This is a genomic window from Shewanella colwelliana ATCC 39565, from assembly GCF_000518705.1.
Taxonomy (GTDB): domain Bacteria; phylum Pseudomonadota; class Gammaproteobacteria; order Enterobacterales; family Shewanellaceae; genus Shewanella; species Shewanella colwelliana.
In genome coordinates this window covers 2,730-29,051 of the sequence record NZ_KI912480.1, presented here as the reverse complement: position 1 = coordinate 29,051, position 26,322 = coordinate 2,730, and the positions used below count along the sequence as shown (strand labels likewise).

At 46.2% G+C, this 26,322-nt stretch carries 24 protein-coding genes and 1 tRNA gene; 12 read left to right on the top strand and 13 right to left on the bottom strand.

Annotated elements, in window-relative coordinates; translation table 11 throughout:
• The first annotated feature begins 12 nt into the window (after positions 1-12).
• The 6 genes from L876_RS0118460 (at position 13) to L876_RS0118435 (ending at position 7,347) form a co-directional block, all read left to right on the top strand.
• Positions 13-2,574 (top strand): glycoside hydrolase family 3 protein, encoded by a 2,562-nt coding sequence (locus L876_RS0118460; protein ID WP_037429279.1) that lies wholly within the window; start codon positions 13-15, stop codon positions 2,572-2,574.
• A 177-nt stretch (positions 2,575-2,751) separates the two neighbouring features.
• Complete coding sequence (locus tag L876_RS22090; protein ID WP_051413192.1) at positions 2,752-3,837, top strand: glycoside hydrolase family 16 protein; 1,086 nt, start codon at positions 2,752-2,754, stop codon at positions 3,835-3,837.
• A gap of 243 nt (positions 3,838-4,080) precedes the next feature.
• Entirely contained in the window at positions 4,081-4,878 is a 798-nt protein-coding gene (gene cysQ / locus L876_RS0118450) for a 3'(2'),5'-bisphosphate nucleotidase CysQ (protein ID WP_028765146.1), read from the top strand.
• A 25-nt stretch (positions 4,879-4,903) separates the two neighbouring features.
• Positions 4,904-5,794 carry a fructokinase gene (mak, locus tag L876_RS0118445; protein ID WP_028765145.1) on the top strand — a complete coding sequence of 297 codons (891 nt, stop codon included), beginning with the start codon at positions 4,904-4,906 and terminating at the stop codon, positions 5,792-5,794.
• A 73-nt stretch (positions 5,795-5,867) separates the two neighbouring features.
• Positions 5,868-6,641 carry a YdcF family protein gene (locus L876_RS0118440; RefSeq protein ID WP_028765144.1) on the top strand — a complete coding sequence of 258 codons (774 nt, stop codon included), beginning with the start codon at positions 5,868-5,870 and terminating at the stop codon, positions 6,639-6,641.
• A gap of 31 nt (positions 6,642-6,672) precedes the next feature.
• Positions 6,673-7,347 carry a DUF2982 domain-containing protein gene (locus L876_RS0118435; RefSeq protein ID WP_037429273.1) on the top strand — a complete coding sequence of 225 codons (675 nt, stop codon included), beginning with the start codon at positions 6,673-6,675 and terminating at the stop codon, positions 7,345-7,347.
• An 18-nt stretch (positions 7,348-7,365) separates the two neighbouring features.
• Here the strand turns inward: L876_RS0118435 and L876_RS0118430 are convergent, their stop codons facing one another.
• From L876_RS0118430 to galU, 4 genes are all read right to left on the bottom strand, one after another.
• Positions 7,366-7,776, bottom strand: coding sequence for a bactofilin family protein (locus L876_RS0118430; RefSeq protein WP_028765142.1), 411 nt, complete (start codon positions 7,774-7,776; stop codon positions 7,366-7,368).
• A gap of 113 nt (positions 7,777-7,889) precedes the next feature.
• Complete coding sequence (gene napF, locus L876_RS0118425; RefSeq protein ID WP_028765141.1) at positions 7,890-8,369, bottom strand: ferredoxin-type protein NapF; 480 nt, start codon at positions 8,367-8,369, stop codon at positions 7,890-7,892.
• Positions 8,370-8,425: 56 nt separating this feature from the next.
• Positions 8,426-9,439, bottom strand: a complete 1,014-nt coding sequence (gene galE / locus L876_RS0118420; RefSeq protein WP_028765140.1) for a UDP-glucose 4-epimerase GalE — start codon at positions 9,437-9,439, stop codon at positions 8,426-8,428.
• On the bottom strand, positions 9,436-10,359 hold the full coding sequence (gene galU / locus L876_RS0118415; protein WP_028765139.1) for a UTP--glucose-1-phosphate uridylyltransferase GalU: 924 nt from the start codon (positions 10,357-10,359) through the stop codon (positions 9,436-9,438). The genes galE and galU overlap by 4 nt, the downstream gene beginning before the upstream one ends.
• 297 nt (positions 10,360-10,656) lie before the next feature.
• On the opposite strand from galU, the gene phhA reads away from it, so the two are divergent.
• The 5 genes from phhA to maiA all read left to right on the top strand — a co-directional run bounded on the left by phhA (position 10,657) and on the right by maiA (position 15,540).
• Positions 10,657-11,454 carry a phenylalanine 4-monooxygenase gene (gene phhA / locus L876_RS0118410; protein ID WP_028765138.1) on the top strand — a complete coding sequence of 266 codons (798 nt, stop codon included), beginning with the start codon at positions 10,657-10,659 and terminating at the stop codon, positions 11,452-11,454.
• A 20-nt stretch (positions 11,455-11,474) separates the two neighbouring features.
• Positions 11,475-11,813, top strand: a complete 339-nt coding sequence (locus L876_RS0118405; protein WP_028765137.1) for a 4a-hydroxytetrahydrobiopterin dehydratase — start codon at positions 11,475-11,477, stop codon at positions 11,811-11,813.
• 217 nt (positions 11,814-12,030) lie between these two features.
• Positions 12,031-13,575, top strand: a complete 1,545-nt coding sequence (gene tyrR, locus L876_RS0118400) for a transcriptional regulator TyrR (RefSeq protein WP_028765136.1) — start codon at positions 12,031-12,033, stop codon at positions 13,573-13,575.
• Positions 13,576-13,822: 247 nt separating this feature from the next.
• Positions 13,823-14,809: a fumarylacetoacetate hydrolase family protein gene (locus tag L876_RS0118395; RefSeq protein ID WP_028765135.1), complete on the top strand. Its 987-nt coding sequence runs from the start codon at positions 13,823-13,825 to the stop codon at positions 14,807-14,809.
• A 77-nt stretch (positions 14,810-14,886) separates the two neighbouring features.
• Complete coding sequence (maiA, locus tag L876_RS0118390; protein WP_028765134.1) at positions 14,887-15,540, top strand: maleylacetoacetate isomerase; 654 nt, start codon at positions 14,887-14,889, stop codon at positions 15,538-15,540.
• Positions 15,541-15,549: 9 nt separating this feature from the next.
• Here the strand turns inward: maiA and L876_RS0118385 are convergent, their stop codons facing one another.
• The gene (locus L876_RS0118385; protein WP_028765133.1) at positions 15,550-16,440 is read right to left on the bottom strand and encodes a LysR family transcriptional regulator; all 891 of its coding nucleotides are present in this window, start codon (positions 16,438-16,440) and stop codon (positions 15,550-15,552) included.
• A 144-nt stretch (positions 16,441-16,584) separates the two neighbouring features.
• Between L876_RS0118385 and L876_RS0118380 the strand changes: the two genes are divergently transcribed.
• Entirely contained in the window at positions 16,585-17,799 is a 1,215-nt protein-coding gene (locus L876_RS0118380) for an MFS transporter (RefSeq protein ID WP_028765132.1), read from the top strand.
• Here L876_RS0118380 and L876_RS0118375 read toward each other — a convergent pair.
• The 8 genes from L876_RS0118375 to L876_RS0118340 form a co-directional block, all read right to left on the bottom strand.
• Positions 17,789-19,156 carry a sigma-54-dependent transcriptional regulator gene (locus L876_RS0118375; protein ID WP_211237673.1) on the bottom strand — a complete coding sequence of 456 codons (1,368 nt, stop codon included), beginning with the start codon at positions 19,154-19,156 and terminating at the stop codon, positions 17,789-17,791. The genes L876_RS0118380 and L876_RS0118375 overlap by 11 nt on opposite strands.
• On the bottom strand, positions 19,156-20,979 hold the full coding sequence (locus tag L876_RS0118370) for a sensor histidine kinase (RefSeq protein WP_028765130.1): 1,824 nt from the start codon (positions 20,977-20,979) through the stop codon (positions 19,156-19,158). The genes L876_RS0118375 and L876_RS0118370 overlap by 1 nt, the downstream gene beginning before the upstream one ends.
• Positions 20,980-21,079: 100 nt before the next feature.
• A complete protein-coding gene (locus tag L876_RS0118365) occupies positions 21,080-22,477 on the bottom strand; it encodes a TRAP transporter large permease (protein ID WP_028765129.1) in 1,398 nt (465 codons plus the stop codon).
• Entirely contained in the window at positions 22,477-23,115 is a 639-nt protein-coding gene (locus tag L876_RS0118360) for a TRAP transporter small permease (protein WP_028765128.1), read from the bottom strand. The genes L876_RS0118365 and L876_RS0118360 overlap by 1 nt, the downstream gene beginning before the upstream one ends.
• 77 nt (positions 23,116-23,192) lie before the next feature.
• The gene (locus tag L876_RS0118355) at positions 23,193-24,212 is read right to left on the bottom strand and encodes a TRAP transporter substrate-binding protein (RefSeq protein ID WP_037429266.1); all 1,020 of its coding nucleotides are present in this window, start codon (positions 24,210-24,212) and stop codon (positions 23,193-23,195) included.
• Between the two features lie 239 nt (positions 24,213-24,451).
• Entirely contained in the window at positions 24,452-25,681 is a 1,230-nt protein-coding gene (locus L876_RS22085; protein WP_051413191.1) for an MFS transporter, read from the bottom strand.
• Between the two features lie 181 nt (positions 25,682-25,862).
• Positions 25,863-26,090: a hypothetical protein gene (locus tag L876_RS0118345; protein WP_028765126.1), complete on the bottom strand. Its 228-nt coding sequence runs from the start codon at positions 26,088-26,090 to the stop codon at positions 25,863-25,865.
• Between the two features lie 151 nt (positions 26,091-26,241).
• A tRNA-Val gene (locus L876_RS0118340) sits at positions 26,242-26,317 on the bottom strand.
• Positions 26,318-26,322 lie beyond the last annotated feature (5 nt).

Here is a 26,322-nt window from a genome sequence, read left to right as displayed (position 1 = left end):
AGGACTTTTCATATGTTTCATGGTTCAAAAATTGCGTTGCCGTTGACTCTCGCTGTCGCGGTGTCAGCGTGTTCAACTGACAATATTAATGCCGTTTCCGATAACGACAGTGTTGTATCTATTGGGGACAGTCTGTCACGTGATGCTAGCCTCATTTGGCCGAAACTTAGCTTGCCTTTGGGTAAAAAAAGTGACATTGAGCAACGCGTCACCACAATGTTGCAGCAGATGACTTTAGAGCAAAAAATTGCCCAGATGATCCAACCTGAGATTAGAGATATTACCGTCGAAGACATGCGTCGTTATGGCTTTGGTTCTTACCTTAATGGTGGCGGGGCGTTTCCGAATAATGATAAGCATGCCACGCCTGCCGATTGGATAGCTTTGGCTGAGTCCATGTATCAAGCTTCTGTTGATGATTCGCTAGACGGTTCTAGTATTCCAACAATGTGGGGGACTGATGCCGTACATGGTCACAATAACGTGATCGGTGCGACCTTGTTTCCACATAATATTGGGCTAGGCGCTGCTAATAATCCGCAGTTAATAGAGCAGGTGGCTGCAGTCACAGCAAGGGAAGTGATGGTCACGGGGATTGACTGGGTTTTTGCACCAACGGTTGCTGTGGTGCGTGACGACCGATGGGGGCGAACCTATGAAGGGTATTCGGAAGATCCTGACATAGTGAAAGCTTACTCTGCCGCTATTGTAACCGGACTGCAGGGCAAGGTCGGTGAGACCTTTCTAGATGAACAACATGTCATCTCGACGGTGAAGCATTTTCTTGGCGATGGTGGCACAGAAGGTGGAGTCGATCAGGGCGATAACACCGCCTCTGAGCAGGCATTATTTGAACTTCATGCTCAGGGCTATGTTGGTGGGTTAACGGCTGGTGCCCAAACTGTGATGGCGTCATTTAACAGCTGGAACGGTGAGAAAATCCACGGTGACGAGTACCTCATGACACAAGTGTTAAAACAGCAGATGGGATTTGATGGTTTAGTGGTTGGTGATTGGAATGGCCACGGACAAGTTGATGGCTGTAGCAATGAAAGCTGTGCTCGTGCGGCGAATGCAGGACTTGATATCTATATGGTACCCACCTCAGCGTGGAAACCCTTATATGAAAATACCTTAGCTCAGGCTAAATCAGGTGAGATCCCTATGAGTCGTATTGACGACGCGGTTAGTCGGATATTACGGGTAAAGCTACGTGCAGGCTTATTTGAGAAACCAAGTCCAAAGAACCGTCCACTTGCGGGTAAAACGCAGTTGATTGGTTCAAAAGCACATAGAGATATTGCTAGGCAAGCGGTGAGAGAGTCACTGGTGCTATTAAAAAATACTCAGGGAATTTTACCTCTATCGCCTAAGCAAAAAATATTAGTGACTGGCGATGCGGCCGACAATATCGGCAAACAATCAGGTGGCTGGACGATCACTTGGCAAGGGACAAACAACACCAATGCTGACTTTCCTGGTGGTCGTTCGATCTATGCGGGATTGGCTGAGCAAGTGGTTGCTGCCGGAGGGGAAATTGAGTTAAGCCAAGATGGTCGTTTCAACAGTAGACCCGATGTAGCCATTGTTGTTTTTGGTGAAGAGCCATACGCCGAGGGTAATGGCGATCTCGACGACTTGGAATATCAACGAGGTGATAAACGTGATTTAGCGCTGCTTCAATCGTTGAAGTCTCAAGGTATCCCTGTGGTCTCAGTGTTTATTAGTGGCCGACCAATGTGGGTCAACCCTGAACTGAATGCATCAGACGCCTTTGTGGCGGCTTGGTTACCGGGGTCAGAGGGCGATGGTATCGCGCAAGTACTGCTGCGAGACGCGCAGGATAAGGTACAACACGACTTTACAGGCAAGCTTTCTTTCTCATGGCCAGCGCACGCAAATCAAACTGCGGTGAACCGTTTTGATACTGATTATCAGCCATTGCTGCCCTACGGCTTTGGCTTGCATGCGGGCGAGGCTGGTCAGCTAGCTAATGATTTACCTGAAACCGTGCAGCGTGATCATCATGAGTTGGCAGCGTTAAGGTTATTTGAGCGAACAGTGGTTAAACCTTGGATTATGGGGATTGGAGCTGGTGGTGATAATCAAGCGATCAGAGAGACGATTCAACAAAACTCGGTGGTCTATACGCGCACTATCGACAAGAAGGTACAAGAGGATGCTCGACTATTTACCTTTAACGGTAGTGGCCAGGGCAACGTTGCCATCTTTGGTGCTTTTCCTCGTGATTTAAGAGGCTTTAGCGAAAATCAGTCTGTACTAAGCTTTGATGTGCAGTTAATCGAGCCACAAACCGAGAAGGTTGTATTGAGCATGGACTGTGAACCGAGTTGCTCAACGAGTATCGACGTATCAAGCACTTTAGCAAGTTTACCAGTAAAGGTATGGTCAACTGTCACGGTCGATCTTAGCTGCTTTGAACAAAAAGGTGTTGATTTCAGCCGAGTGATTAAACCTTTTTCCTTGCAGACTAAGGGGCAACTTTCGCTCGGACTCGCTAATATTGCCATAGTGCCGCCTGAGGTTGAGGCTGCAACGGTCAGTTGCCGATAGAGTGAGCATCAGAGAGAGTGACTTAATGATTTTCTATAGAGATAGTGATAAAAGCTTAAGCCACTCTCAATGTTTAATAATGAGTCTGTTCGCTCGTAAACTTGTGTCGATTTAGCGCACTCGATTTACATTATAAATTGGCTGTTTGTGGTACTTATTTTGATAGGAAACCTCTCAATGACACTCCACTGTAAAAGTATAGGATTACTGCTGACTTTGTTGATGTTTGCGTTAGGTGCTTGCACCTCCAGTGGCACTGCACCGCTAATGGATCAGCAAACCGCTACCGAGCAAACGGGACCTTGGCATTTAGTTTGGAGCGATGAGTTTGCAGGCAAGGAGATAGATTTAACGCGCTGGGGCTTTGAAGTGAACTGTTATGGTGGAGGAAATGCTGAGCAGCAGTGTTATACCGACAGGACCGATAACGCGTTTGTGCGTGATGGCATACTTAATATTGTTGCAAAGTCAGAAGTTTTTAGTGGTCCAGCACTGCAAGATGATGATGTTAATTATGATGCGCTAGACAAGAGTAAAACCTTGCCCTATACCTCGGCGCGGCTGCGAAGTGCCAAAAAGGGTGACTGGCAATATGGGCGATTTGAGATCCGTGCCAAATTACCACAGGGGCAAGGTACCTGGCCTGCTATCTGGATGCTGCCTACTGATTGGGTGTATGGCGGCTGGGCAGCTTCGGGAGAAATAGACATTATGGAAGCGGTAAATCTCAAGGCGCGTAGCGACAGAGAGGAAGCCGAAGAAAATGAGTTAGAAGCTAGGGTGCACGGGACGTTGCATTATGGTCGAAGTTGGCCTGATAACGTCTATTCTGGGCAAGAGTATCGTTTACCAAACGATGTTAATCCGGCGGATGGTTTTCATACCTACGCCATTGAGTGGCAAGCCGGGGAGATCCGTTGGTACGTGGATGAAGTGCATTACGCCACTCAGCGCTCATCGGGTTGGTACAGCCAAACTGTGCAAGGTGGTCAATTAATCACTGGTGACAGCGATGCGCCTTTTAACCAACCTTTTCACTTGATTCTTAACTTGGCCGTGGGCGGTGCATGGGCTGGTAATGTCAACGATACGGGGATTGATGGCAGTGTATTTCCTCAAACTATGCAGGTTGATTTCGTTAGAGTATATGAGTGCAGTCTCTCTCCTGCAACGGGAGTTGGGTGCAGCAAGGTTGATGATTCGGTGCTAGTCCTTAAGGGACATCAAGCCCCCGTTTTTACTGACATAACTCAAGGCTCTTGACTGCAAACCATGCCGTACAAACCAGTTGGTTGTGACTCCTGAAGGTTAACGCTGGCATAGTGATGATGGTCTGTATAAGTGGTCGTCACTTTGAATACGAATGCAGCCAAACACTATTGCTGTTAATGAATCATGCCCTAGCTTAGTATCTTTTGCTAAAAGTATGATTAAATCGTTATTACCTGCTTTTTCATTGCAATGGCATACTCACTTTGCCGTTAATAATAAGAGAGATAGATAAGTTTGAAGCATACATTTAAGCAAGAGTGGTTGGCTGAAATTGTCGATATTGCCAAAGAGGCGGGTCAGGCGATTATGGATATTTACCATTCCGATGGGTTTGCGGTACAAACCAAAGTCGATGACAGCCCGGTAACAGCAGCCGATATCGCCAGTCATGAAGCCATCGTTGCTAGGCTTGCAGCATTAACCCCAGATATTCCGGTGATGTCGGAAGAGGCGGCTAACATTGCCTGGGATGAGCGTAAACATTGGCAACAATATTGGCTTATAGACCCCCTTGATGGCACCAAGGAATTTATTAAACGTAATGGTGAGTTTACCGTCAATATCGCCTTTATCGACAGTGGTAAAGCCGTTGCTGGGGTTGTTTATGCACCTGTTCTAGATAAGTGCTACTACGGCGCATTATCGATGGGCGCGTGGTTAGCCACGGATAGTCAGATTGTTGATCTCAACGTGAGCAAGCATAGCGCACCGGAAACGCCGCGTGTTGTAGGCAGTCGCTCCCATGTGAGCCCAGGCCTAGAGCGCTATTTAGTTGAGCTGGGCGCACATAGTATGACCAGCATTGGTAGCTCGTTAAAGTTTTGTTTATTGGCCGAAGGCGTCGCTGAAATTTATCCGCGTTTAGGGTTAACCAGTGAGTGGGATACAGCAGCTGCGCAGGCAGTACTTGAGAGTGCACATGGGGCGGTTATCAATTACGAAACAGGCTTACCTCTTGATTACAATCAGAAAGAAAATATTTTAAATCCTTACTTTATTGCCACGGCTAAACATTGGCCAAGCAAACAATAAAAAGATAAACACGTTGGAGTTGAGTATGTTGAGAATGGGTGTTGACCTTGGTGGAACCAAGATTGAGTTAGTTGCGCTTAATGAGGATGGCAAAGAGCTGTTTCGTAAGCGCATTCCAACACCGCGTGAGTATGAGGCGACGTTAGCCGCGATTGAATCGTTAGTCGTTGAAGCCGAAACAACACTTGGGATGACGGGCACCGTTGGTGTTGGTATTCCTGGGGTGATCTCACCATTTTCTGGTCTGGTTAAAAATGCCAACTCCACCTGGATAAACGGCCACCCGTTGGACGTCGATTTAGGTAACCGACTTAATCGTGAGGTGCGTGTTGCCAACGATGCAAACTGTTTTGCGGTGTCGGAAGCAGTTGATGGCGCGGCGGCAGGGAAGGGCATGGTGTTTGGCGTCATTATTGGTACTGGGTGTGGTGCCGGTTTGGCGATAAACGGTAAGGTCCATGGTGGCAGTAATGGTATTGGTGGCGAATGGGGGCATAACCCGTTGCCTTGGATGACTGCGGACGAATTTAACTCGACTCAGTGTTTTTGTGGTAACCAAGATTGTATCGAAACCTTTATTTCTGGCACTGGCTTTGTGCGTGACTATAAGGCTGCTGGTGGTGATGCGCCCAGCGGGATAGAGATTGCCCAGAGGATGGCACAAGGTGAGACGCTAGCGACCGCTGCTTTTAATCGTCATATCGATAGACTGGCGCGTGCTTTGGCCCATGTTATTAATGTACTCGATCCCGACGTGATAGTGCTCGGTGGCGGCGTGTCTAATATTGAGGCTATCTATCCGCTATTGCCGGATGTATTACCTAAGTATGTATTGGGCGGCGAGTGTCGAACCCCTGTGGTGCAGAACATGTACGGCGGTTCATCTGGTGTACGTGGCGCCGCTTGGCTTTGGTAATGACTTCATAGGTCGCCTAGGTTACACTTGCCCCACTTTAATATGTGAACTAAATACTGGGGCAAGGATAGCCATGTTTTGGATTAAAAAGCTTATTACGCAACTGTTTATGCCGATTTCGTTGTCGCTCATATTGTTGCTGGTTGCTATGATTATTTTACGGCGTCGCAAGTTAGTTAAGTCGCTTATCTTCACCTCTTTTTCGATTCTTCTGTTTGTTAGCAGTCAATGGGGCGCTAACCTGTTGGTTAACCCGCTCGAAATCCAATATCCGGTCAACAATCAACCCGCGTCAGCTGAGTGTGTGGTGATGGTGCTGGGCAGTGGCCATGATGACAGCATTCAAGGGGCGGCAACTCAACAGTTGTCTGCCACGGCATTGTCAAGGTTGACAGAAGGGCTAAGGCAGCTTGAACTCGGGCAAGGGTGTCAGCTGGTGGTGAGTGGTTGGGGCGGTGGGTTAAACCATTCGGCCCACGCCATGGTGATGGCGCAAGCAGCAATGTCGCTTGGCGTACCAGAGCACAAGATTATTGTCCTGCCTTTAGCCAAGGACACCATCGAAGAAGCCCAACATCTTAAATGGGAAATAGGTGATTTACCCTTTCGTTTAGTGACATCGGCGACACATATGCCGAGGTCGATGGCAATCTTTAAACAAGCGGGATTAAGGCCTCAAGCTGCACCGACAGACTTTATCGGCCGTAACGGTTATTGGTGGCAACTGGATGCGCGAAATCTTTTATCGTCACAACGGGCGATTCACGAGTATGTCGGCAAGCTTTGGTTCGATATACGTTATGGTGATGAGGTTGAATTAAGTGATGCCGTATCCAAATCCCTGTAGTGCATGTTTTCAATAATGAAAGGAACAATGAGTGAGCGTAGAGCCTATTATTTTTCGTCCAACCACTAAGCACAATGGGTGGACGTTTACCTTTGTCGGCGCCGTGATGCTGATCTGTGGGTTGCTGTTTTTTGTGTTATCGAAAACGATGTTTGGCCCCGGTATGGTCTGTTTTCTATTTGGTATGGTGTTGACAGTCCTTGGTGTGGCTAAGCTTATCCAGCCTGAGGTGAGTGTTGAGTTTAGATCGCAGGGGCTGGTTTATCATCATCGGCGCGGCACTATCTATCTGCGGTGGGAGAATATTCAAAGAGTCGATGTTCCGCGCAGTATTTTAGCGCTTGATAGCGATGAGCTGCCTTATATCGGTTTACGGTTAAACCAGCTGTCAGCTTTGCTTGATGATATCCCCCCACGTTTGGCCACAGGCTTATTGACTGAGCAGCGTCCACTGCTGATGTCGTCGCTTACACTCGATGGTGAACTGTCTGGGTTAGAGCATTATTTAAACTCAGAGTTCTCGCCGCTGAATGTCGATGGTAAGCCGTATGATGGGGTTAAAGGGATGTTTGCTCGGCGCTGTGAGCAGTTAAATAATCAGTTGGGATACCATCTCTACCTTCCCACAGATTGTCTCGACCGAGAACCCAGAGCATTTTTAACCTTATTGAGAGATTATAAAGCGCGTGCTACGGCGGAAAACTAGCCCGCGCGATGTCTCTCGTTAATTAACGAGCTGCGGCTCGTTTGAATCATCAATCGGTGAATTAAGGCGGGTCTGCTCGCCTTCAAGTAGGGCTATCTCTTCACGTACGCGCATACCGATAAATTGCCCGCCTTCAAAAATCTCCATTGAATTACAGGCGATTTCGCCTTCAACGGTACCAGTACTGGTGATATTGAGCTTTTCGCACTTAAGTTTGCCCTTGAATACACCAGAGACTTTGAGCTCTTTGCATTGCAACTCGCCATCGATATAGCCATCCACTTCGATGGTTAACTTACCGTTCGCACTGATTTTACCGTGTAGCTCACCACCGATAAGTGCTTCGCCTGCAAAATGGGTCTCACCGGAGAGTTTAGTGCCTTGAGCAATAAAGGTGAGGCCTGCGTTATTGTTTTTCTTTCCAAACATAATTGTTAACTTTTGTCGCGACTTTCACTAGATATTACCTGTAAAACTGGGCTAACAAAACCACTAATATTTGGCGCTTGTCTGTCAGAATTTTGGCAATCTATCATTGTTCCTTAAGCTTGAATCTTAATCGACTGGTTAGGACAGGGAGCGACACAGGCGCCACAGCCAGTGCAGCTTTCAAGATCAATAAGCGGCTTAGGTGCTTGGCCTATTGCTGGCTTAAAGCTAATTGCCCGAGGATCGCAGGCATCTTTGCAGGTTTGGCACCAAATTCCGCTATTGGCTAAGCAGGTATCATTGATGGTGGCTTTTATCTGCCATGGAACGTTTTGTGCTAAGTCAAATATTGGTTCAGGGCAGGCCTGTACGCATTTTTGGCAAAAAGTGCACTCGTCTTGCGCAAAATTGATCTCAGGGAATCCACCATCGCCACGAGAGATGATGGCTGTTTCACAGGCTGTAATACATCGATCGCAGCGGGTACAGATATCGGTGAAGTCGATATCTGCTTTTACCCATGGCGGCCTAACCACGTTGCTTTTACGGCGACTAAACAGGTTGCGGCGGCTTTGATTAATACTATTACTCATTGGGTGCTTCTTTTTTTTATGATTGAGAGCGCACTCTAGTGCGCTCTGTAGACCGTTTAGCCGCCATATCCGTTAGGGTTACTCGACTGCCAATGCCAGCTGCTGTTGGCCATATCTTCAAGTGAATGGCTTGCTTGCCAGTTAAGTTCGCTTTGGGCTTTGGCTGGGTCGGCGTAGCAGGCGGCAATATCACCAGGGCGTCTATCGACAACCTTATAGGCAATGGCGTGTCCACAGGCTTGTTCAAAGGCTTTAACCATATCTAAAACGCTATAACCTTGACCTGTGCCAAGGTTGTAGGTCACAAGACCTGGTTGGGTATTGAGTTTTTCCAGCGCTTTGAGGTGACCTTTAGCTAAGTCGACCACATGAATATAGTCGCGCACGCCTGTGCCATCGGGGGTGTTGTAGTCGTCACCAAATACGCTCAACGCGTCTCTTTTCCCCACTGCCACTTGTGCAATAAACGGCATTAAGTTGTTAGGGATGTCATTGGGATCTTCGCCAATCAGTCCACTTTTATGGGCTCCGACCGGATTAAAATAACGCAAACGGGCAATGTTCCAGCTGCTATCTGAGTGATGCAAATCTGCCAATATATGCTCAACCATTAACTTTGATTGACCGTAGGGGTTGGTGGCTCCGGTAGGGAAATCTTCCAAAATGGGTAAGGAGGCGGGGTCGCCATACACGGTCGCTGATGAGCTAAACACGAGATTTTTAACCTTAAATTCAGCCATCACTTCACACAGGATTAAGGTGCCGGTGACATTGTTCTCATAATAACGCAGAGGTTGTGCAACCGACTCACCCACCGCTTTAAGCCCTGCAAAATGGATCACAGATTTTATCTCATGATCGCTAAATATTTTTTGCAAGAAAGGCTTATTTAACACATCTCCTTGATAAAAGGTTACCGTTTTTTGGGTGATCTGTTCGACACGCTTTAGGGCTTCAATGCTTGAGTTGCTCAGGTTGTCGACAACCACGACTTGCTGATTATCGTTGAGCAGCTCTACAAGGGTATGGCTGCCAATATATCCTGCTCCACCTGTGACTAATATGGTCATGCATTATCTTCCTGATTAATTTTCTTTACTAAGTCTGTTAGGTACTGCTTAAAGTCTTCGCCAATCTCATGGTGGCGCAAGGCATGCTCAACACTGGCTTGCATATAACCTTGCTTGTTACCGCAATCGTGGCTCTTGCCCTTCATGTAGTAAGCATTTACTGGCACTGTGTCCATGAGCATGGTAATCGCATCGGTGAGTTGTATCTCATCACCAGCCCCTGCTGGGGTTTTAGCCAGTAATGGCCAAATGGCTTTGGGGAGAATATAGCGTCCCACGACCGCTAGGTTAGAGGGCGCATCATCAATATCTGGCTTTTCCACCAAGGCAATAATGGGTTGTGACTCGCCAGGTTGCAGGGCGTGGCCATTGACATCGGCAATACCGTATTGATTGACGCAATGATGGGGGACACCTTCAACCATGATTTGGCCTACTTCAGTTTGATCGAAGCGGGTAACCATATCTGCGAGATTATCATGGGTTAGGTCACAGCTGGCTTCGTCGATAATGACATCGGGAAGAAGAACGGCAAATGGCTCATCCCCGACGACCTTTTGTGCGCATAATATAGCGTGGCCAAGGCCTTTTGCTTGAGATTGCCTTACGCTTATTACGGTGACATTAGCAGGGCAAATGGCTTGCACTTCAGCAAGTAATTGTCTTTTAACCCGTCGTTCAAGTTGTGCTTCTAGCTCAAAACTTGAGTCAAAATGGTTTTCGATTGAGTTTTTACTCGCATGTGTCACGAGCACGATCTCATTGATACCCGCCGCAATGGCTTCATTAACCACGTATTGAATTAACGGTCTGTCGACGACTGGGAGCATCTCTTTGGGTATGGCTTTGGTCGCAGGAAGCATGCGCGTACCGAGTCCTGCGACGGGGATAACAGCTTTACGGATCTTATGGTGTTTCATCCTAGTCCTAATGCGGCAGGTAAATGTTCCCTCATTCTAATAAAAAACAACTGAAAAGCCATTTTAAACTGAAGCTTAAGTAGAGAAAGGTGCAATTTTAGTCATTGTGCGCCTATTTCGTTACAGTCGTTAGTTAGTTGAAATTGTAGAGATTTAACATTTAGCGCCCACTAAATGTAAATTTTAAGTTACATAACTTGGGTGCGCCAGAGGCAACTATAAAGTGTGATCCTGTTAACAAAATGACGCGTTTGGTCAAATATGGAGTTAGGAACAGTCAATTGTGTTGTATTTATTATGAGCAAGCAAACAGCGTATCAGGCAAGATTACCTGATAGCAGTGGATATATTGAATATCCTCAAAATGAGCATGAAATTTGGCAGGCACTATACGACAGACAACAAGGTAATTTAGGCCAGTTTGCCTGTGATGCTTACCTGAATGGGTTAGCGGATCTCTCCTTACCACGTGACCGCATCCCTCAGCTTAGTGAGATAGACCAAGTGTTACACGCTGCGACGGGTTGGAAAACGGCTGGCGTGCCAGCTTTGATCTCTTTCGAGAAGTTCTTCCAGCTACTCGCCAATAAAGAGTTTCCTGTGGCGACGTTTATACGCAGTAAAGAGGAGTTCGATTACCTGCAAGAGCCCGATATCTTTCATGAGATATTTGGACATTGCCCGCTGTTAACTAATGACTCGTTTGCACGATTTTCTCACCAATACGGCAAACTAGGCTTGGCCGCCTCGAAAGAGGAGCGGGTATTTTTAGCTAGACTTTACTGGTTTACGGTTGAGTTTGGTTTGATCCGTAATCGTCAAAATGAATTGAAGATATATGGCGGCGGGATTTTGAGCTCACCAGGCGAAACGCTTTACGCCATGAGCGATGCCCCGTTAATTAAACCCTTTGATCTGGTTGATATCTTACGCACGCCTTATCGAATAGATATTATGCAACCTGTGTACTATGCAATTGAATCAATAGATTATCTAGATGAAATCGTTAAAATGGATATCATGGCTGCTGTCACAAAGGCCCGAGAGCTTGGGTTGCATGCGCCGCTATTTGAGCCAAAATCCAAAGCCAGTTAAACAAGTTATAAGGATGAAGTATGACTGAATTAGCACAAATGAAATGCGAAGCTTGCCAAGCCGATGCACCGAAAGTCAGTGACAGTGAGTTGGCAGAACTTATCCGCCTAATTCCTGATTGGGGCGTGGAAGTGCGTGATGGCATTATGCAGTTAGAGCGTGTGTATAAATTTAAAAACTTTAAGTTGGCGATGGCATTTACCAACAAGTTGGCGGATTTAGCTGAGGAAGAGTTTCACCACCCTGGGATTTTAACCGAATGGGGCAAGGTGACGGTGACCTGGTGGTCTCATTCGATTAAGGGATTACACCGCAACGATTTCATTATGGCGGCCAAAACAGACCAGTTGTTAGACTAGAATTTAAACTAATAAAATCAGCGTTATAGTATAACTATAGCGCTGATTTTTTTATTTGAATCACTTTCAGCTGTAAACAACTCTTGCCACAATTATCAGAACACACTAACGTATAGGCGATTTATCGACGCCAATATTATCACTCGGCCACTTGCCGTGTTGGTGAGATATTCCCAAAAACGATGAAGTTAAAAATAATAAAAGGGACGATAGCTGTATGCGCTTAGAAGTAAGTTGCATCGACCGTGTGGGTCTAGCAAAAGATATTCTGGAGATTCTAGAAGGCTACGGGATTAATCTGATTGCGATTGATGCCAGTAACCAAGGATTCCTCTACCTGCAGTTTGCTGAAGTAAACTTTGATGTACTCAGTGAACTCTTGCCGCTGATCAGAAAGGTGGAAGCCGTTCATGACGTGCGAACTGTGTCATTTATGCCGTCTGAACAAGAACATTACGCTTTAAAAACCTTATTAAAAACCCTGCCAGATTCGGTATTTTCCATCGACATCAAAGGACGCATTCGCATTATCAATGAGTCTGCGGTAATGACGTTGGGAATGGCTGAGCATGAAGTGTTAGAGGAGCCGCTGAACCATTGGGTACAAGGGTTCAACTTTGCACGTTGGTTAAGTGAACCTTTAGTGCTGGCACAAGCCACTCGCGTCAATATTGGCCAGAGTGAATACCTTGCCGAAATGTTACCTATCTATCTGCCTGATGAGAACGATAAAACGATCCTTGCTGGTGCGGTGGTATCGCTTAAATCTCCTGCTCGTGTAGGTAAGCAGTTTAATGCCCTTCAAAATCAAACCACAGGTTTTGAGAATGTGCTGGCCGTTAGTGACAAGATGAAAGAGGTCTTGGTGCAGGCGCAGCGTATGGCACAGCTTGATGCCCCGTTGTTGATCACTGGGGAAACTGGCACAGGTAAAGAGTTAATGGCCAGAGCTTGCCATGATGCGAGCATGCGACGTGAACATCCATTTATTGCCATCAACTGCGCGGCGATGCCTGACAGTGCTGCTGAAGAGGAGTTGTTTGGTTATGTGAGTGGCGGTGAAGTGGTCAAACGTGGATTTTTTGAGGAAGCCAAGGGCGGTACTGTCTTTTTAGATGGAATTGCCGAGATGTCGAAAGCGGCACAGGTGAAACTGTTAAGGTTACTGCAAGATGGCACCTTTAGGCGTGTGGGAGGCGATGTTGAGGTGCGTTCCGATGTCCGCATTATCTGCTCAACTCAGAAAAACTTGGCCGAGTTATGTCAGACAGGTGAGTTTAGAGAAGATCTTTACTATCGCATTCATGTGCTCAGTTTCCACATGCCAAGCTTGCGAGATCGTAAGGTCGATGTGATCCCACTGACAGAGATGTTCCTAGAGCACTATAGTCAGCAGTTATCTATTCCTATTCGCCGGATCTCAGCGCCTTGTCGTGAGCACCTTTTGAGCTATGCCTGGCCCGGCAATGTCAGACAGTTAAAAAATGCCATATTTAGAGCGGTATCAATGTGGGATGGCTCTGCTGAACTAACGGTTGAGCAATTAAAGTTACCCTCTTATGCAGAAGGTTTTGGTTATTTCGATCACCAGTTTGAGGGCAGCTTAGATCAAGCGATGAAACAGTTTGAGGCGAGCCTGCTCAGACGTTTATATCCGGCTTATCCCAGCACGCGACAATTAGCCAAAAAACTGGGCGTATCCCATACCGCAATTGCGAATAAGCTTAGAGAGTATAAGATCAGCAAGCAAAAAGGGATGTAACAGCAGATTGCCAGTATAGTGGCGTATTTTTAGGCGGATAAAGTCCACATTGTACTGATATCGGTGGAAAACCCCGGATGTAATGATAAGTTTACAAAAAGAGTGGTTGCACAAGGTAATGTGATTCAGGTCACGCTATTCCTATCTTGGGAGCCATAGGGTATTTCTATGCCCATTAACGAGTGGATTGCTGTGCCGCGATGGCGTTATTGAGCAACACATTGAACAGATTGCGATAGGAGTCGGTATGAAGTTAGCAAGTTATAACAATGGTCGTCGTGATGGCCAGCTCATGCTTGTGAGTAAAGATTTAACCAAAACGGTAGCAGTGCCAGCCATTGCCCATACTATGCAGCAACTTATTGATGCGTGGGATTTGCTACAACCTCAGCTACAAGAGCTTTATGAAGCCCTTAATGACGGTCAACTCGATAACGCGGTAGATTTTGATGAAACTAAATGTTTATCACCGCTTCCACGTGCTTATCAATGGGCCGATGGCAGTGCCTATGTTAATCATGTTGAATTAGTGCGTAAGGCACGTAATGCTGAGATGCCAGAAACATTTTGGACCGACCCATTAGTTTACCAAGGTGGCTCCGATTGTTTTATTGCACCAAAGGCTGACATTGAGTTAGCAAGTGAAGAATGGGGCATAGATTTTGAGTCAGAAGTGGCAGTGATCACCGATGATGTGCCTATGGGCGTGTCGGTTGAAAATGCCCATAAACATATCAAGCTGATCATGTTAGTGAACGATGTATCACTGCGTAATTTGATCCCAGGTGAGTTAGCAAAAGGCTTTGGCTTTTTCCAGTCTAAGCCATCGAGTAGCTTCTCACCTGTTGCGGTAACGCCTGATGAGCTTGGCGATAAATGGCAAGATTCTAAGGTTCACTTACCCTTAGTGACACACCTAAACAGTGAGTTGTTTGGTCGTCCTAATTGCGGCGTCGATATGACGTTCGACTTTAGCCAGTTGATTTCGCATTTTACTAAAACACGTCCATTAGGTGCAGGTGCCATTATTGGTTCTGGTACGATTTCAAACTATGACCGTAGTGCAGGTTCGAGCTGTTTGGCAGAAATTCGTATGTTAGAGACCATTGCAGAGGGTAAGCCTGCAACCTCATTTATGCGTTTTGGTGACAGAGTACGCATCGAAATGTTTGATGAAAACGAGGTGTCGATATTTGGCGCAATCGATCAACAGGTTGTCGAATATAAAGCTTAAGCTTAGTGGCTAGAGCGGAAAGTCGGGGCGCCTTTGGTCGCCCCGTTTTTTTATAGCATAGACCAGGGAGTCAGTGAATGAAATTGTATGGCTATTGGCGCTCAAGCGCCGCCTATCGTGTACGTATCGCATTAAACTTAAAAGGGTTAGATGCAGAGTTAATTTCAGTTCATCTGGTTAAAGGGGGCGGTGAGCAACATAGTGAAAGCTATGCAGCGCTTAATCCACAGGAGTTGGTTCCTACATTTATTGATAGCGACCAAGATGGCAATGCTTTTGTATTAACGCAATCCATGGCGATTGTAGAGTATTTGGACGAGCAGTACCCACAAGCGCCGCTGTTGCCAAGCACTACGCAAGCGAAGGCATCAGTTCGAGCCTTAGCGTTGTCGATTGCCTGTGAAATTCACCCTTTAAATAATCTACGGGTACTGCAATACCTGAGTGACACCTTAAAAGTGAGCGATGAAGCAAAAAACCAGTGGTACCACCATTGGATAGCGCAAGGGTTTAGTGCCTTAGAGCAGCAGTTAGCTCACTGTGCGGGACGCTATTGCTTTGGTGACAGTGTGACGGTGGCCGACTTATGCTTAATTCCGCAAATTTATAACGCCAAACGTTTTAATGTAGATTTGGCGCCATATCCGACTATTTGCCGCATTTGGGATAGCTGCCACCAACTTGATGCCTTTATCAACGCGGCGCCTGAGCAGCAGGCTGATGCGAGTTAACCCCTGGGGTTAACGATGGGCCATCAGAAACTCAACAAACGCCCTATCGGCTAATCCGACGGGGCGCTCTTTATTCCACGCAATATGTAAATCAAGAAATACCGCAGGATTAAACGGCCTAGCTTGAATCTTGTCATGGGCTTCTATCACCATCTCCAATACGCTGGTGATGGCGTAGCCTTGTGACACGACCTGTTTGATTAAGTTGATTAAGTTGGTTTCAAAGGCGATATTGACCTCAATTCCCAAACTTTTAGCGTGAGAGAGCATCCATTCTCGATGGAAGTAGCCAGGCTTAAACATCACTAACTCGTGGGTCAGAAACTGCGGCAATGTGATGCTTGAACACTGTGACAAAGGGTGATCATCGCTGAGTGCAACCACCATCTGTTCGCTCAGCAGTAAGTGGCTATCAAAATTGGGCTGCAGATCTTGGCCTGTAATGATGGCAATATCCACCTCTTCATTTTGTAGCATACGCAAACTGTCACGTGTTCCACCTTCAAATAACGACAGTTTTAAGTCTGGATACTGATGTCTGAAAGCCATTAGTCTTGATGGCAGGTAGTAAGAGCCTAGCATTCCGGGCACGGCAATACGTACTTCGCCTTGAGTCAGGTTCGCCATCGATCTTATCTGTGCTTCAGCCTGTTTAAGTTGGTTGATAATAAGTGCCGCGTGTTGTTGCAGCGCAACCCCTTCAGCGGTCAAGGTTAAACGGCTACCATCTTGGCCTCGATAGTGCGGATTGCGATTAACAAGAGTGACCCCTAAGTGCTGCTCCAAACGTTTAATGCTTTGGCTTAAAGCTGGTTGGGCCATGCTCAGTTGCTTTGCTGCTAAGGTGAAGCTGCCTTTTTGCGCCAATGCACTAAAATGCTTTAACTGTTTGATGTCCATGATCACTTACCTTGCTGCCTAAGGGCAATGGGTTTCATGTCTATAATAAAATTGTATGGACATGATAATAATAATCTATTTTTGTTATGTTAATGTCAGTGGTAGCCTGTGTCTATCGTCTCAATAGAAAAGTGTGCGCTATTCATGCAGGGCAATATTCGATTACAGCATAGGTTGATATGGGGGCTCTCACTCGCGTCGGTCGTGGTGTATATCAACCTCTATGTGGTGCAAGGAATGCTGCCACTGATCGCGACCCATTTTAATGTAATGCCTGCACATGCGACTTTACTGTTGTCGGTAACCAGCTTTTCCATGGCCTTTTCATTACTGTTTTATGCCGTGATGTCAGACAAGATTGGTCGCCGAAAGCCTCTTTTATGGAGCCTTGGCCTCTTAGTGCTGGTGGACTTGATTTTGGTTGGCCTGCAAGGCTTCTCAAGCTTAATCGCGATGCGATTGTTGCAAGGTGTACTGCTTGCTGCAGTGCCAGCAATTGCGATGGCCTATTTTAAAGATATGCTCGATAAAACCATTTTATTGTCTGCAGGGGCGGTATATATCGCGGCAAACAGTTTAGGGGGGATTGCTGGACGCTTGATTGGCGGAGCGATGGCGGCCTATCTTGATTGGCCTATGGCGATGATGATCTTAACGTTTATCAGCGCCGTAGGGGTGTTGATGGTTTATTTTTTACTGCCAAACCGCGACCGAGTTAGGGCAGAACGTGAGCCTAAAATACGCTTAAGTTTTGATGATCTGCGTGGGTTTACCACTCACCTCTCAGATAGCACGTTGCGTAAGCTCTACTTGTTGGGGGCTATCGCTTTTATGGTGATGGTTAACCAATTTAGCTATATCCAGTTGCACTTGATGCAAGCGCCGTTTAACTGGGGACGTTTTGAGGTGACCTTAATTTTTCTCTGTTACCTGAGCGGGACTTATGCCTCTTTTCGGTCGGCAAAATGGGTCACGCGAGTGGGGCGTCAACCGCTGTTTGTTCTATCAACATCGGTTATGTTGCTTGGTAGTCTAGTGACAACCATAGACACTAGCAGCACCATTATTGCTGGTTTTCTGTTGTCTAGCTTTGGTTTCTTCACCTTTCACAGTGTGTGTAATGCTTGGGTGGCTCAGCGAGCGCAGCAACATAGGGCCAAAGCAACGGCGCTTTACCTGTGTAGCTATTACCTTGGGGCGGCGCTAGGCGGACCATTTTTATTGCCATTTTGGCATCAGTGGGGCTGGAATGGGGTGGTAGTTGGTAGTTTATTGTTGCTCTTGGTGGTGATGGGCGTTGTGGCATTATTGGCGCGAGACAATCGTTCGCGCCAAACGAATGCCTTGCTTACTGAATAAAGGCTTTACGGTTTATGGCAAACTTCTGCATCTTGTCGTAGAGGGTTTTACGCGGCAGTTCCAGTTGCTCCATGGTGAGCTTAATACTGCCTTTGTTATGGCTTAGTGCTTCTTCAATCAATAAACGTTCAAAAAACTCGACCCGTTGTTGTAACGACATATTAGCATTGAGTTGTTTAGTCTGATTGAGCGAGGTTGCAAAGGCCGCATCAGCACCGAGTAGTACATAACGTTCTGCCAGATTTCTCAGCTCCCTGACATTACCCGGCCAGTCGTGCGACACTAATTGGGCGCTGTGTTCACTATTGAGCGGGATTAAGGCCTTGTGGTAGCGTGCCGATGCAATACGAGCAAAGTGAAGGAACAAAAGACTAATGTCTTCACGGCGCTCTCTGAGCGCTGGGATCGGTACAGTAACAAGGTTAAGACGATAGAGTAGATCTTGTCGAAACTCTCCGGTGTCACATAGCCCTTTAAGATCCACTTTGGTGGCGGCAATAATGCGGATATCTAAATCAATACTTTTATTTGATCCTAAGCGTTCAACTTTTCTATCTTCCAGTACTCGTAATAGTTTGACCTGCAACGACAGCGGGGTACTTTCAATTTCATCTAAAAATAGCGTGCCACCATTGGCGTATTCAAATTTGCCGATGCGGGTTTTATCCGCGCCGGTAAAGGCGCCTGATTCTGCGCCAAACAGTTCACTTTCAATAATGGTTTCAGGGATCGCGCCGCAGTTGATGGCAACAAAATTGGCTTCGCTTCGTTGGCTATGATCGTGAAGATAACGCGCTACTAGCTCTTTACCCGTTCCTGTCTCTCCCTCAATGAGCACATCAGCCGGCATATCTATCACTTGATGAATAATATGCCGCATCTGTTTAATGCCAGGGCTGCTACCTAAAATGCGCGGGCCTGGTGTGCTTTGAGACTCTAGCTCTTTTTTCAGGCTGCGATTTTCTAGGGTGAGGGCGCGTTTCTCTATGGCGCGTTTAGCAATATCGAGCATATGCTCATTATTGAATGGTTTTTCGATAAAGTCATATGCCCCCTGTTTGAGTGCTTGTACGGCCATGGCAATATCACCATGGCCGGTGAGCAGGATAATCGGAATATCTTTATCGATAGAAAGCAATGAGCCCATTAAGGTTAAGCCATCAATATCAGGCATATTAACGTCTGAAATGATTATGCCTGGCCAATTTTCGGGGATCCCTTGTTCAATCAGCTGCGGATCCGTGACCGATAATGCGCGGTAGGATTCCAATTCAAACAGTTGTACTAAGGCTGAACCAATTAATGGCTCGTCATCGACGATCACGATATCAAACTTATTGAGCGTGTCACTGAGCATTATGCGTGTCCTGCGGCATGTATCGGCAATGAGATAATAAACATAGCGCCACCATCTTTGCGGTTGGTGACGCTAATTTGGCCCTGCATCGCTTCGACAATACGGCGAGAAATAGAGAGACCGAGACCAAGACCTTGACGAGAGCTGGTGTAATAGGGGTCAAAGATTTTTTTCATTTGGCTCTCTTCGATACCAGTACCAGTATCTTCAATCAAAATCTGCAGCTTATCTTGCTGTTTCACGCTGATGATAAGTTGTTTGGGCGAGCTGTGGTGCATCGCAACAATGGCGTTACTCATTAAGTTAATCAGCACCTGCTGTAGACGGATTGAATCACACCAAATCAATGCCTGCGTGTCAGTATTATTTAAGATCAGCTGAATGCCTTGTTTATCGACTTCTGGTTGAATAATGGTCAGCGCATCATGGATCGATTGTGCCACACTGGTGGCTTTATCATTGCCGCTGCTTTTGCGGGTAAAACTTTTAAACTGGGCAACGATGGCTGCTAGTCTGTCGGTCAGTTCAATGATGGTGATGATATTGGTGGACACATCATCCCACTTTGCTCGTGATAGTAGGGTTTGGGTATTTTGAGCGTAACTGCGTATGGCGGCAAGGGGCTGATTTATTTCATGGTTAATACTGGCAGATAGGCTACCAATCACGGTGAGTTTAGCCGCTTGGACGAGCTCATCTTGAGTCTCTTTTAGCTGTTTGTTGCTGTTTTCAAGCTCCAGAGTACGCGCTTTTACACGTTGTTCGAGCTGTTCATGGGCCTGTTTAAGCCGTAGACCGTTCTTACGTCGCTCTATGGCATATAAGAGCGCGACTGCGCAAAGCAAGTACAGCGCACCGTAGAGCAATAACAGCGGCGGTAGTGCGCTATAGGTTGGAGCCATGGGTGCTAAGATATGAACTTTCCACCCTGCATTAGTCATCAATGCTTTAGTCTCCATATATTCTTGGAGGCCTTGGCTAGCGTTTCCGATTCGATAGATGTTGTAGGTGTCATCAAGGGGTGCTTGGTAGGGCGGTTGAACCGTTAAACTGGAAATAGTGCGATTAGCATAACGGCGTGATTTAGCTATTAGTAATTGTTTATCGTCTGTGAGGGGGCTAAGTGAGTGTAACCGCCATTGTTGGTTACTTGATAGAAAAATGACGTCGTCACTGTCTGTAATGGTAAAGTCGTAGCCACTGGCTCTTGCCATGCCTGTGCTTTGCTGCTCAATTTCGGTGATATCGACTTTGACCACGATAACCCCAAGGATCTTGCTATCTGATTGTTCAGGGGTTAATGGATAGCCATGCTCATAGATGGGGTAGGAGAAGTAGTAACCTCGCTTGTTTGAGCTAGTTCCTACAGCAAAATAGCGTCCCAACCCTCCGTTAATTGCCTGAGTAAAGTAGGGGCGAAACCCGAAGTTTTTACCGATAAATGAATAATCTTGTTGCCAGTTGCTTGCAGCAATAGCTAACCCATCGGCATTAATGAGGTAGATATCTAGTGCTTCGGTAATGCTTTGGACCTCTTCAAGATAATGATTTAGTGGCTTAATGACCTCACTATTCGTGTTGGCGCGCAGGGCATTAGCAAGTAGCGGATTGGTTGAGAGCACATGCGGAATACTTTCGTAGCGAGAGAGTGAGCCAGACATAAAGCTCATTAACTCTTTAATTTGTGCTTTGGATTGTGTTTGCGTCTGTTGATAACCTATTTCGAGGTGAAACCAATAGGCCAAGCGGAGAATGGCAACCAATCCTAATAAAACGATAAAGGTAACGCTAAGGTATTTTTTTGTTTTTATATTTATTGACATAAAAATGCATGTCCAAGTGGTAACAAAGCGAATCTAAACCTGTCACAAAGGTGTATGACATGTGTCAGACTCGCTTATATGTTACGCAAAATCAAGCTATTTAGTAACCATTTAACTTATCAATATATTCGGGCAAAAATAGCGAAATTTGCGGAATATAAGTGATTAAAATAAGGAAAAACAGCAACAATAATAACCAAGGTAAGCAGGAGTGGATCACCCAGCCCATACTTTTACCCGTGATCCCTGCCGTGACAAAGAGGTTTAAGCCCACGGGTGGGGTTAGCATCCCTATCTCCATGTTGACGACCATGATGATCCCCAGATGAATCGGGTCAATACCTAACTGTGTAGCGATTGGGAACAGTATGGGCGCCATGATCAGCAAAATTGCCGAGGGTTCCATAAAATTACCCGCCGCGAGTAGCAGCAAGTTGACGATGATAAGGAACCCCCAAACGGGGAGGCCCATTCCGACAATGGTTTCTGCAATAATATGCGGGATACGTTCCGTGGTGAGTACATGGGCAAACAACATCGCATTAGCAATGATAAATAGCAGCATAATACTGACTTTGGCGCCATCTCTGACGACATGACGGATCTCTTTATCGGTCGGAGTTTTTATCACGGCAAGTAGCATATAGCCGATATTTCTTAGGCCTGCACTCAGCAATGCCTCCCTATTTTTACGCCACGCGACATGTTTGAGCGGACCAATGTCGCGATAACCAAACACTGCGATGAAATAGGCATAAACACAGGCAACGGCGGCCGCTTCAGTTGGACTGGCAACACCACCATAAATAGAACCCAACACAATAAAGATAAGTGCTAACCCACCCATGGCTTTGGCACTCGATATCGCCAACACTTTTACCCCAGGAAAGGGACGAGAGGGCAGCTTTTTAATGCGCGCTACAATGTAGATAGCGAGCATTAGCAGTAAGCCCATCATTAATCCTGGAATAAGGCCTGCCATGAACATTCTGGCTGCCGATACTTCAGTTGCCGCAGCATAGACTAGCATCACAATCGACGGCGGAATAAGGATCCCCAATGTGCCAGATGTGGTGATAACCCCAGCAGCAAACTTTTCTGGGTAGCCCGCTCTCACCATTCCTACAATCACGATAGAGCCAATTGCCGCCACCGTTGCCGGTGAAGAGCCTGATACGGCTGCAAATAACATACATGCCATCACAGAGGCCATAGCAAGACCACCACGGATGTGGCCAACACTGTCCATGGCAAAATCAATGATGCGTCTGGCAACCCCGCCAGTGGACAAGAAGGCTGAAGACAGAATGAAAAAGGGAATGGCCAACAAAGTGTAGTGCTCAGAGGTTGACTCATAAAGCTTCAGGGCAATGGAGGCCAGTGAATCATCGGAGTAAAGCAAAATGGTGAGCATGCTTGAGAAGCCCAGTGCGATAGCGATTGGCATGCCGATTAACATACACAGGAACAAGCTGATAAATAGTGTGGCGATAGTCATTATTTATCTCCTTGCTTATGCGTGACTGAGGTGTCAGCTTCTTGGTCAATTAAATGCATGCTTTCCTTGGCTTCATCGGCAAATTTAAACCCATCAGTTTGATTGCGAATAATGGCGATGGCTAATTCAATAAATCGCCACGAAAGCAATGAAAACCCAATTAGTAGGATGCTTTGGGACATCCAAAGTGGTACCGCTGGCTCTTCTACATCAATGCGTAAATATTCCCATGCATTGTCCGGGTCAAGCTGGCTAACTAGAAAATGAGGTAGGTCAATATCTTCCATTGGTACACCGACCTGATACATTTTCGCTAAGTAATCCCAGCTGCCCAGCAGAAACATGACGCAATAGATTAAGCAGATAACCACTGCGATCAACGCGGTGATTTTACGTTTCTTTTTGTTTAACTTAGTGACAAAAGCGTCTACGCCTATGTGGGCACCCACTTTTACGCCATAAGACATGCCAAAGAGTACAAACCACCCACACAGAGTAAGGGTAAGCTCTTGGATCCACAGAAAACCTGTGTTGAAGAAGAATCTAGCGATCACTTCAGCAAACACTAGCAGTGTCATTGCAGAGATCAGTGCGTTGAGTACGCCTTCTTCAATGTGAGAAAAAATGCGAGATATCATCTCTTGTGCTCCTCAAGTAGGAATTAAACCTAGCTGTTCAGGTTACTAGGCTTAATTCCTTGGGATGTAATGATGATTTACTGGTTTGATGCTACCGCTGCGTCGATCAGATCTTTACCAATCTTCTCTTCAAACTGGGCCCATACAGGTTTCATTGAAGCTACCCATGCAGCGCGTTGGCTTGCATTGAGATAGGTGATTTCTGAGCGCTTTGAATCGATAATCGCTTGCTTGTCTTTGTTGACCTTTGCCGCCGCAATCTCATTACCATAAGCAACCGCTTCATCCAGTGAGGCTTTAATCACTTTACGCTTATCACCTGGAAGCCCTTTCCAAAACTCATTTGAGGTGACCACCATGTAATCCAGCACACCGTGATTACTTTCGGTTATGTTGCTTTGTACTTCATAAAACTTTTTAGAGTATATGTTTGACCAAGTATTTTCTTGGCCATCGATTGCGCGTGTTTGCAGCAAGGTAAATACTTCAGAGAAAGGCTTTTTCACTGGGATGGCATCGATAGCCTGGAACTGCGCCGCTAATACATCAGAAGCCATGATGCGAAACTTCTTACCTTTGGCATCTTCAGGATTAACCAATGGACTGCTTGCTGAGAATTGCTTCATCCCATTATGCAGGTAACCTAAACCAATTAACCCTTTACGTTTCATTGAATTAAGCAGTTTTTGCCCTGCTTCACTTTGTTGGAAGCGATTCACTGCATCCATGTCTTGAAACAGAAATGGCAGATCAAATATCTGTAATTTTTTGGTGTAGCGTTCAAATTTAGACAGTGAAGGTGCCACAAATTGCACATCGTTTAGCAGCAGCGCTGACAGTTCATTGTTATCGCCAAACAGTTGCGAATTTGGAAATACGTTAACTTGGTATTCGCCGGGAAGTCGCTGTTCGACCAGCTCTTTAAACTTAAGGGCCATCTGTCCTTTTGGGGTATTTTCCGCCACGACGTGGGAAAATTTTATTTCAACGGGAGCGGCAAAAGCGGTAAGGCTAGCTCCGAATAAAGCTGCAATAGCACTGATTTTGACTAATTGCTTGAGTGGAGACAGGTTTGTAGAGGTATTGAGTGTTGTCATCTTAATGTCCTTTTTTGTTAACTCTGTTGAACTGTTGTCGTTCAATGGGAGTTTTAGATCTATTTGACTCAATTAGTAATAGGCAAGGACTAGGCCATAGTTGTTTTTATTTTGTTAATTTATCTATATCAATATGTTACGTGGCGGGGTTGTGGGAGGCTCTGCATGTTGTGGGCCATATACCGCCCACTTGTTTTGAGGCAATGGGTGGATAACCACCCATTGTCTTTAGGCAAAAACTAGGTTTGTTGCCATTGCGCTTGTTGGTAATGGCCACGATAAAAGAGTAAGGCAGCCCCAAGAGCGCTGAGTGCGCCAAAGAGCAGTGCTACTTTGACGTCGAATATCGATAGCACTCCGCCAATCAATGCCGCTAATAGATTGCCGACGCAGAAGATGGTGACCAGCATGCCCATCAATTGTCCCTGAGCACGATGCTGATAAGCGGTTGATAGATAAGAGGGCAGAAATCCATTGTAAATGGCGATACCTGCACCAATCGTCATAAAGGTAAAGAGATAAGCCGAGTGGTTGATAAAGGGAAAGCTCATTAAAGAGAAGATAAAGATCGCGATGCCCACTAAGCTGGCGTTGGCGTGCGAGAGTCTGCGTTGGATGATCGGGTTAAACCAGACACTTGTGGCGATCATGCTGGCAGTTAATAACACTGTAACCCAGCTGATATCGGTTGCAGTAAAATCAAATGCTGTGACTAAGTAGAGTGGGTAGAATTCATAGTAAAGGTTGACCCCCATAGTTAGCAGTAGGTACAGAATAAAAAAGCGTTTCAGTGCTGGGTCTTGCAAAAGTCGTAGACTCGAGCCTTGCTCTGCATGTTCTACGGGATTATTGAGGCTGCTTGGCAGCAGCTGATGGCTGAGCCCAGCGCAGAGCAAACAGGCGATGGCGGCGCTCCAAAAGACCATATCTATCCCCATGTAAAGCAAGTAGCCCCCCGCAAGCGGCCCGATAAGGTAACCGCCGTATCCCATGGCACTGATGAGTGAAAAACTACGGGTTTTGTCGAGTACAGGATGTAAATCCGCGGCAATAGCGCGCGCGATGGCTATATTTCCCTCGCAAAAACCGGTGAGCAATCTCGCTAAACAGAAAAGAATGAAGTGTTCTGATAGTGCCGCAATGGCGGTAAGCATGTAGCCGATGGCACTCCCCAGAAGCGTGAAGGTTAATAGGCGTTTTCGGCCATGATGATCCGAGAGTGCACCAATCATGCTACTGCCAATAATAATACCTAACGGATAGATCCCTAATACAATACCAAGCAGTAGCTCACTGGGGAGCCCCAAAAACTGCGTTAACGGTGAACTACTTTCCGCAAAGAGTGGGGCTAGCACTGGGTAGGGGAGTGCGATGCCTGCCACGCTAATTAGGGTGACAATGAGAGTCACCATTAGTATCTGTTTAGCCGTTGCATGTGCATCTGCAGGATTAACATCTATCTGTGGCATACGATCAATAGCTTGTTGAGTCGACGAAAGAGTGAATTGACTTTGTCATTAAAGCTTAATTAAGTAAAGCTTTTTGTTTATATAGTGGTGTGATCTGCTAGGGAAGCACTTTTAGGGAAGGGCTTTAGTCGATAAATGGTTCAACGCAATGGACACTGCGTGAGAGGCATAATGGCCAAGGCTATTTTGTTGGATTAATACGTTTTAGAATGGCCTCACTAGGAAGGAGTTCTAAATGGCCATGCGCATCAAAGTACCATCCGGTGATAAACCCTTTTTGTCGCATGGTAACTAGGTTTTGCATCACCTCTTTCGCTTCAACCATTGCTGTTTGTTCGTCACATTCATGAGTGAGCTTTAAATATGCAGCAATACTCGCCAAAGAGGCTGATTGAGTTACATCGGCCATAAGTCACCACCGTAAAAATAGAGGGATTGAACTTGTAATAGTTGAAGAATAGTTGAGCTGATGGGAACTGCAACGGTAAACCACTAGCTAATGGTGTGCCTGATAGGCTGATTAATTATAAATTTTGAGAAAATATGAAGATGAAGAAATATGGTGGTCGATACTGGGCTCGAACCAGTGACCCCCTCCTTGTAAGGGAGGTGCTCTCCCAGCTGAGCTAATCGACCTGGGA

Coding starts and splice junctions, on each gene's coding strand:
- L876_RS0118375 (WP_211237673.1), bottom strand. CDS start 19,156: ATGCTCAGTGACACGCTCAATAAGTTTGATATCGTGATCGTCGATGAC.
- mak (WP_028765145.1), top strand. CDS start 4,904: ATGTTGAGAATGGGTGTTGACCTTGGTGGAACCAAGATTGAGTTAGTT.
- L876_RS22090 (WP_051413192.1), top strand. CDS start 2,752: ATGACACTCCACTGTAAAAGTATAGGATTACTGCTGACTTTGTTGATG.
- L876_RS0118360 (WP_028765128.1), bottom strand. CDS start 23,115: ATGATATCTCGCATTTTTTCTCACATTGAAGAAGGCGTACTCAACGCA.
- L876_RS22085 (WP_051413191.1), bottom strand. CDS start 25,681: ATGCCACAGATAGATGTTAATCCTGCAGATGCACATGCAACGGCTAAA.
- L876_RS0118440 (WP_028765144.1), top strand. CDS start 5,868: ATGTTTTGGATTAAAAAGCTTATTACGCAACTGTTTATGCCGATTTCG.
- maiA (WP_028765134.1), top strand. CDS start 14,887: ATGAAATTGTATGGCTATTGGCGCTCAAGCGCCGCCTATCGTGTACGT.
- phhA (WP_028765138.1), top strand. CDS start 10,657: ATGAGCAAGCAAACAGCGTATCAGGCAAGATTACCTGATAGCAGTGGA.
- L876_RS0118385 (WP_028765133.1), bottom strand. CDS start 16,440: ATGGACATCAAACAGTTAAAGCATTTTAGTGCATTGGCGCAAAAAGGC.
- L876_RS0118355 (WP_037429266.1), bottom strand. CDS start 24,212: ATGACAACACTCAATACCTCTACAAACCTGTCTCCACTCAAGCAATTA.
- galU (WP_028765139.1), bottom strand. CDS start 10,359: ATGAAACACCATAAGATCCGTAAAGCTGTTATCCCCGTCGCAGGACTC.
- L876_RS0118405 (WP_028765137.1), top strand. CDS start 11,475: ATGACTGAATTAGCACAAATGAAATGCGAAGCTTGCCAAGCCGATGCA.
- L876_RS0118365 (WP_028765129.1), bottom strand. CDS start 22,477: ATGACTATCGCCACACTATTTATCAGCTTGTTCCTGTGTATGTTAATC.
- L876_RS0118370 (WP_028765130.1), bottom strand. CDS start 20,979: ATGTCAATAAATATAAAAACAAAAAAATACCTTAGCGTTACCTTTATC.
- L876_RS0118395 (WP_028765135.1), top strand. CDS start 13,823: ATGAAGTTAGCAAGTTATAACAATGGTCGTCGTGATGGCCAGCTCATG.
- L876_RS0118345 (WP_028765126.1), bottom strand. CDS start 26,090: ATGGCCGATGTAACTCAATCAGCCTCTTTGGCGAGTATTGCTGCATAT.
- tyrR (WP_028765136.1), top strand. CDS start 12,031: ATGCGCTTAGAAGTAAGTTGCATCGACCGTGTGGGTCTAGCAAAAGAT.
- L876_RS0118430 (WP_028765142.1), bottom strand. CDS start 7,776: ATGTTTGGAAAGAAAAACAATAACGCAGGCCTCACCTTTATTGCTCAA.
- galE (WP_028765140.1), bottom strand. CDS start 9,439: ATGACCATATTAGTCACAGGTGGAGCAGGATATATTGGCAGCCATACC.
- L876_RS0118380 (WP_028765132.1), top strand. CDS start 16,585: ATGCAGGGCAATATTCGATTACAGCATAGGTTGATATGGGGGCTCTCA.
- napF (WP_028765141.1), bottom strand. CDS start 8,369: ATGAGTAATAGTATTAATCAAAGCCGCCGCAACCTGTTTAGTCGCCGT.
- L876_RS0118460 (WP_037429279.1), top strand. CDS start 13: ATGTTTCATGGTTCAAAAATTGCGTTGCCGTTGACTCTCGCTGTCGCG.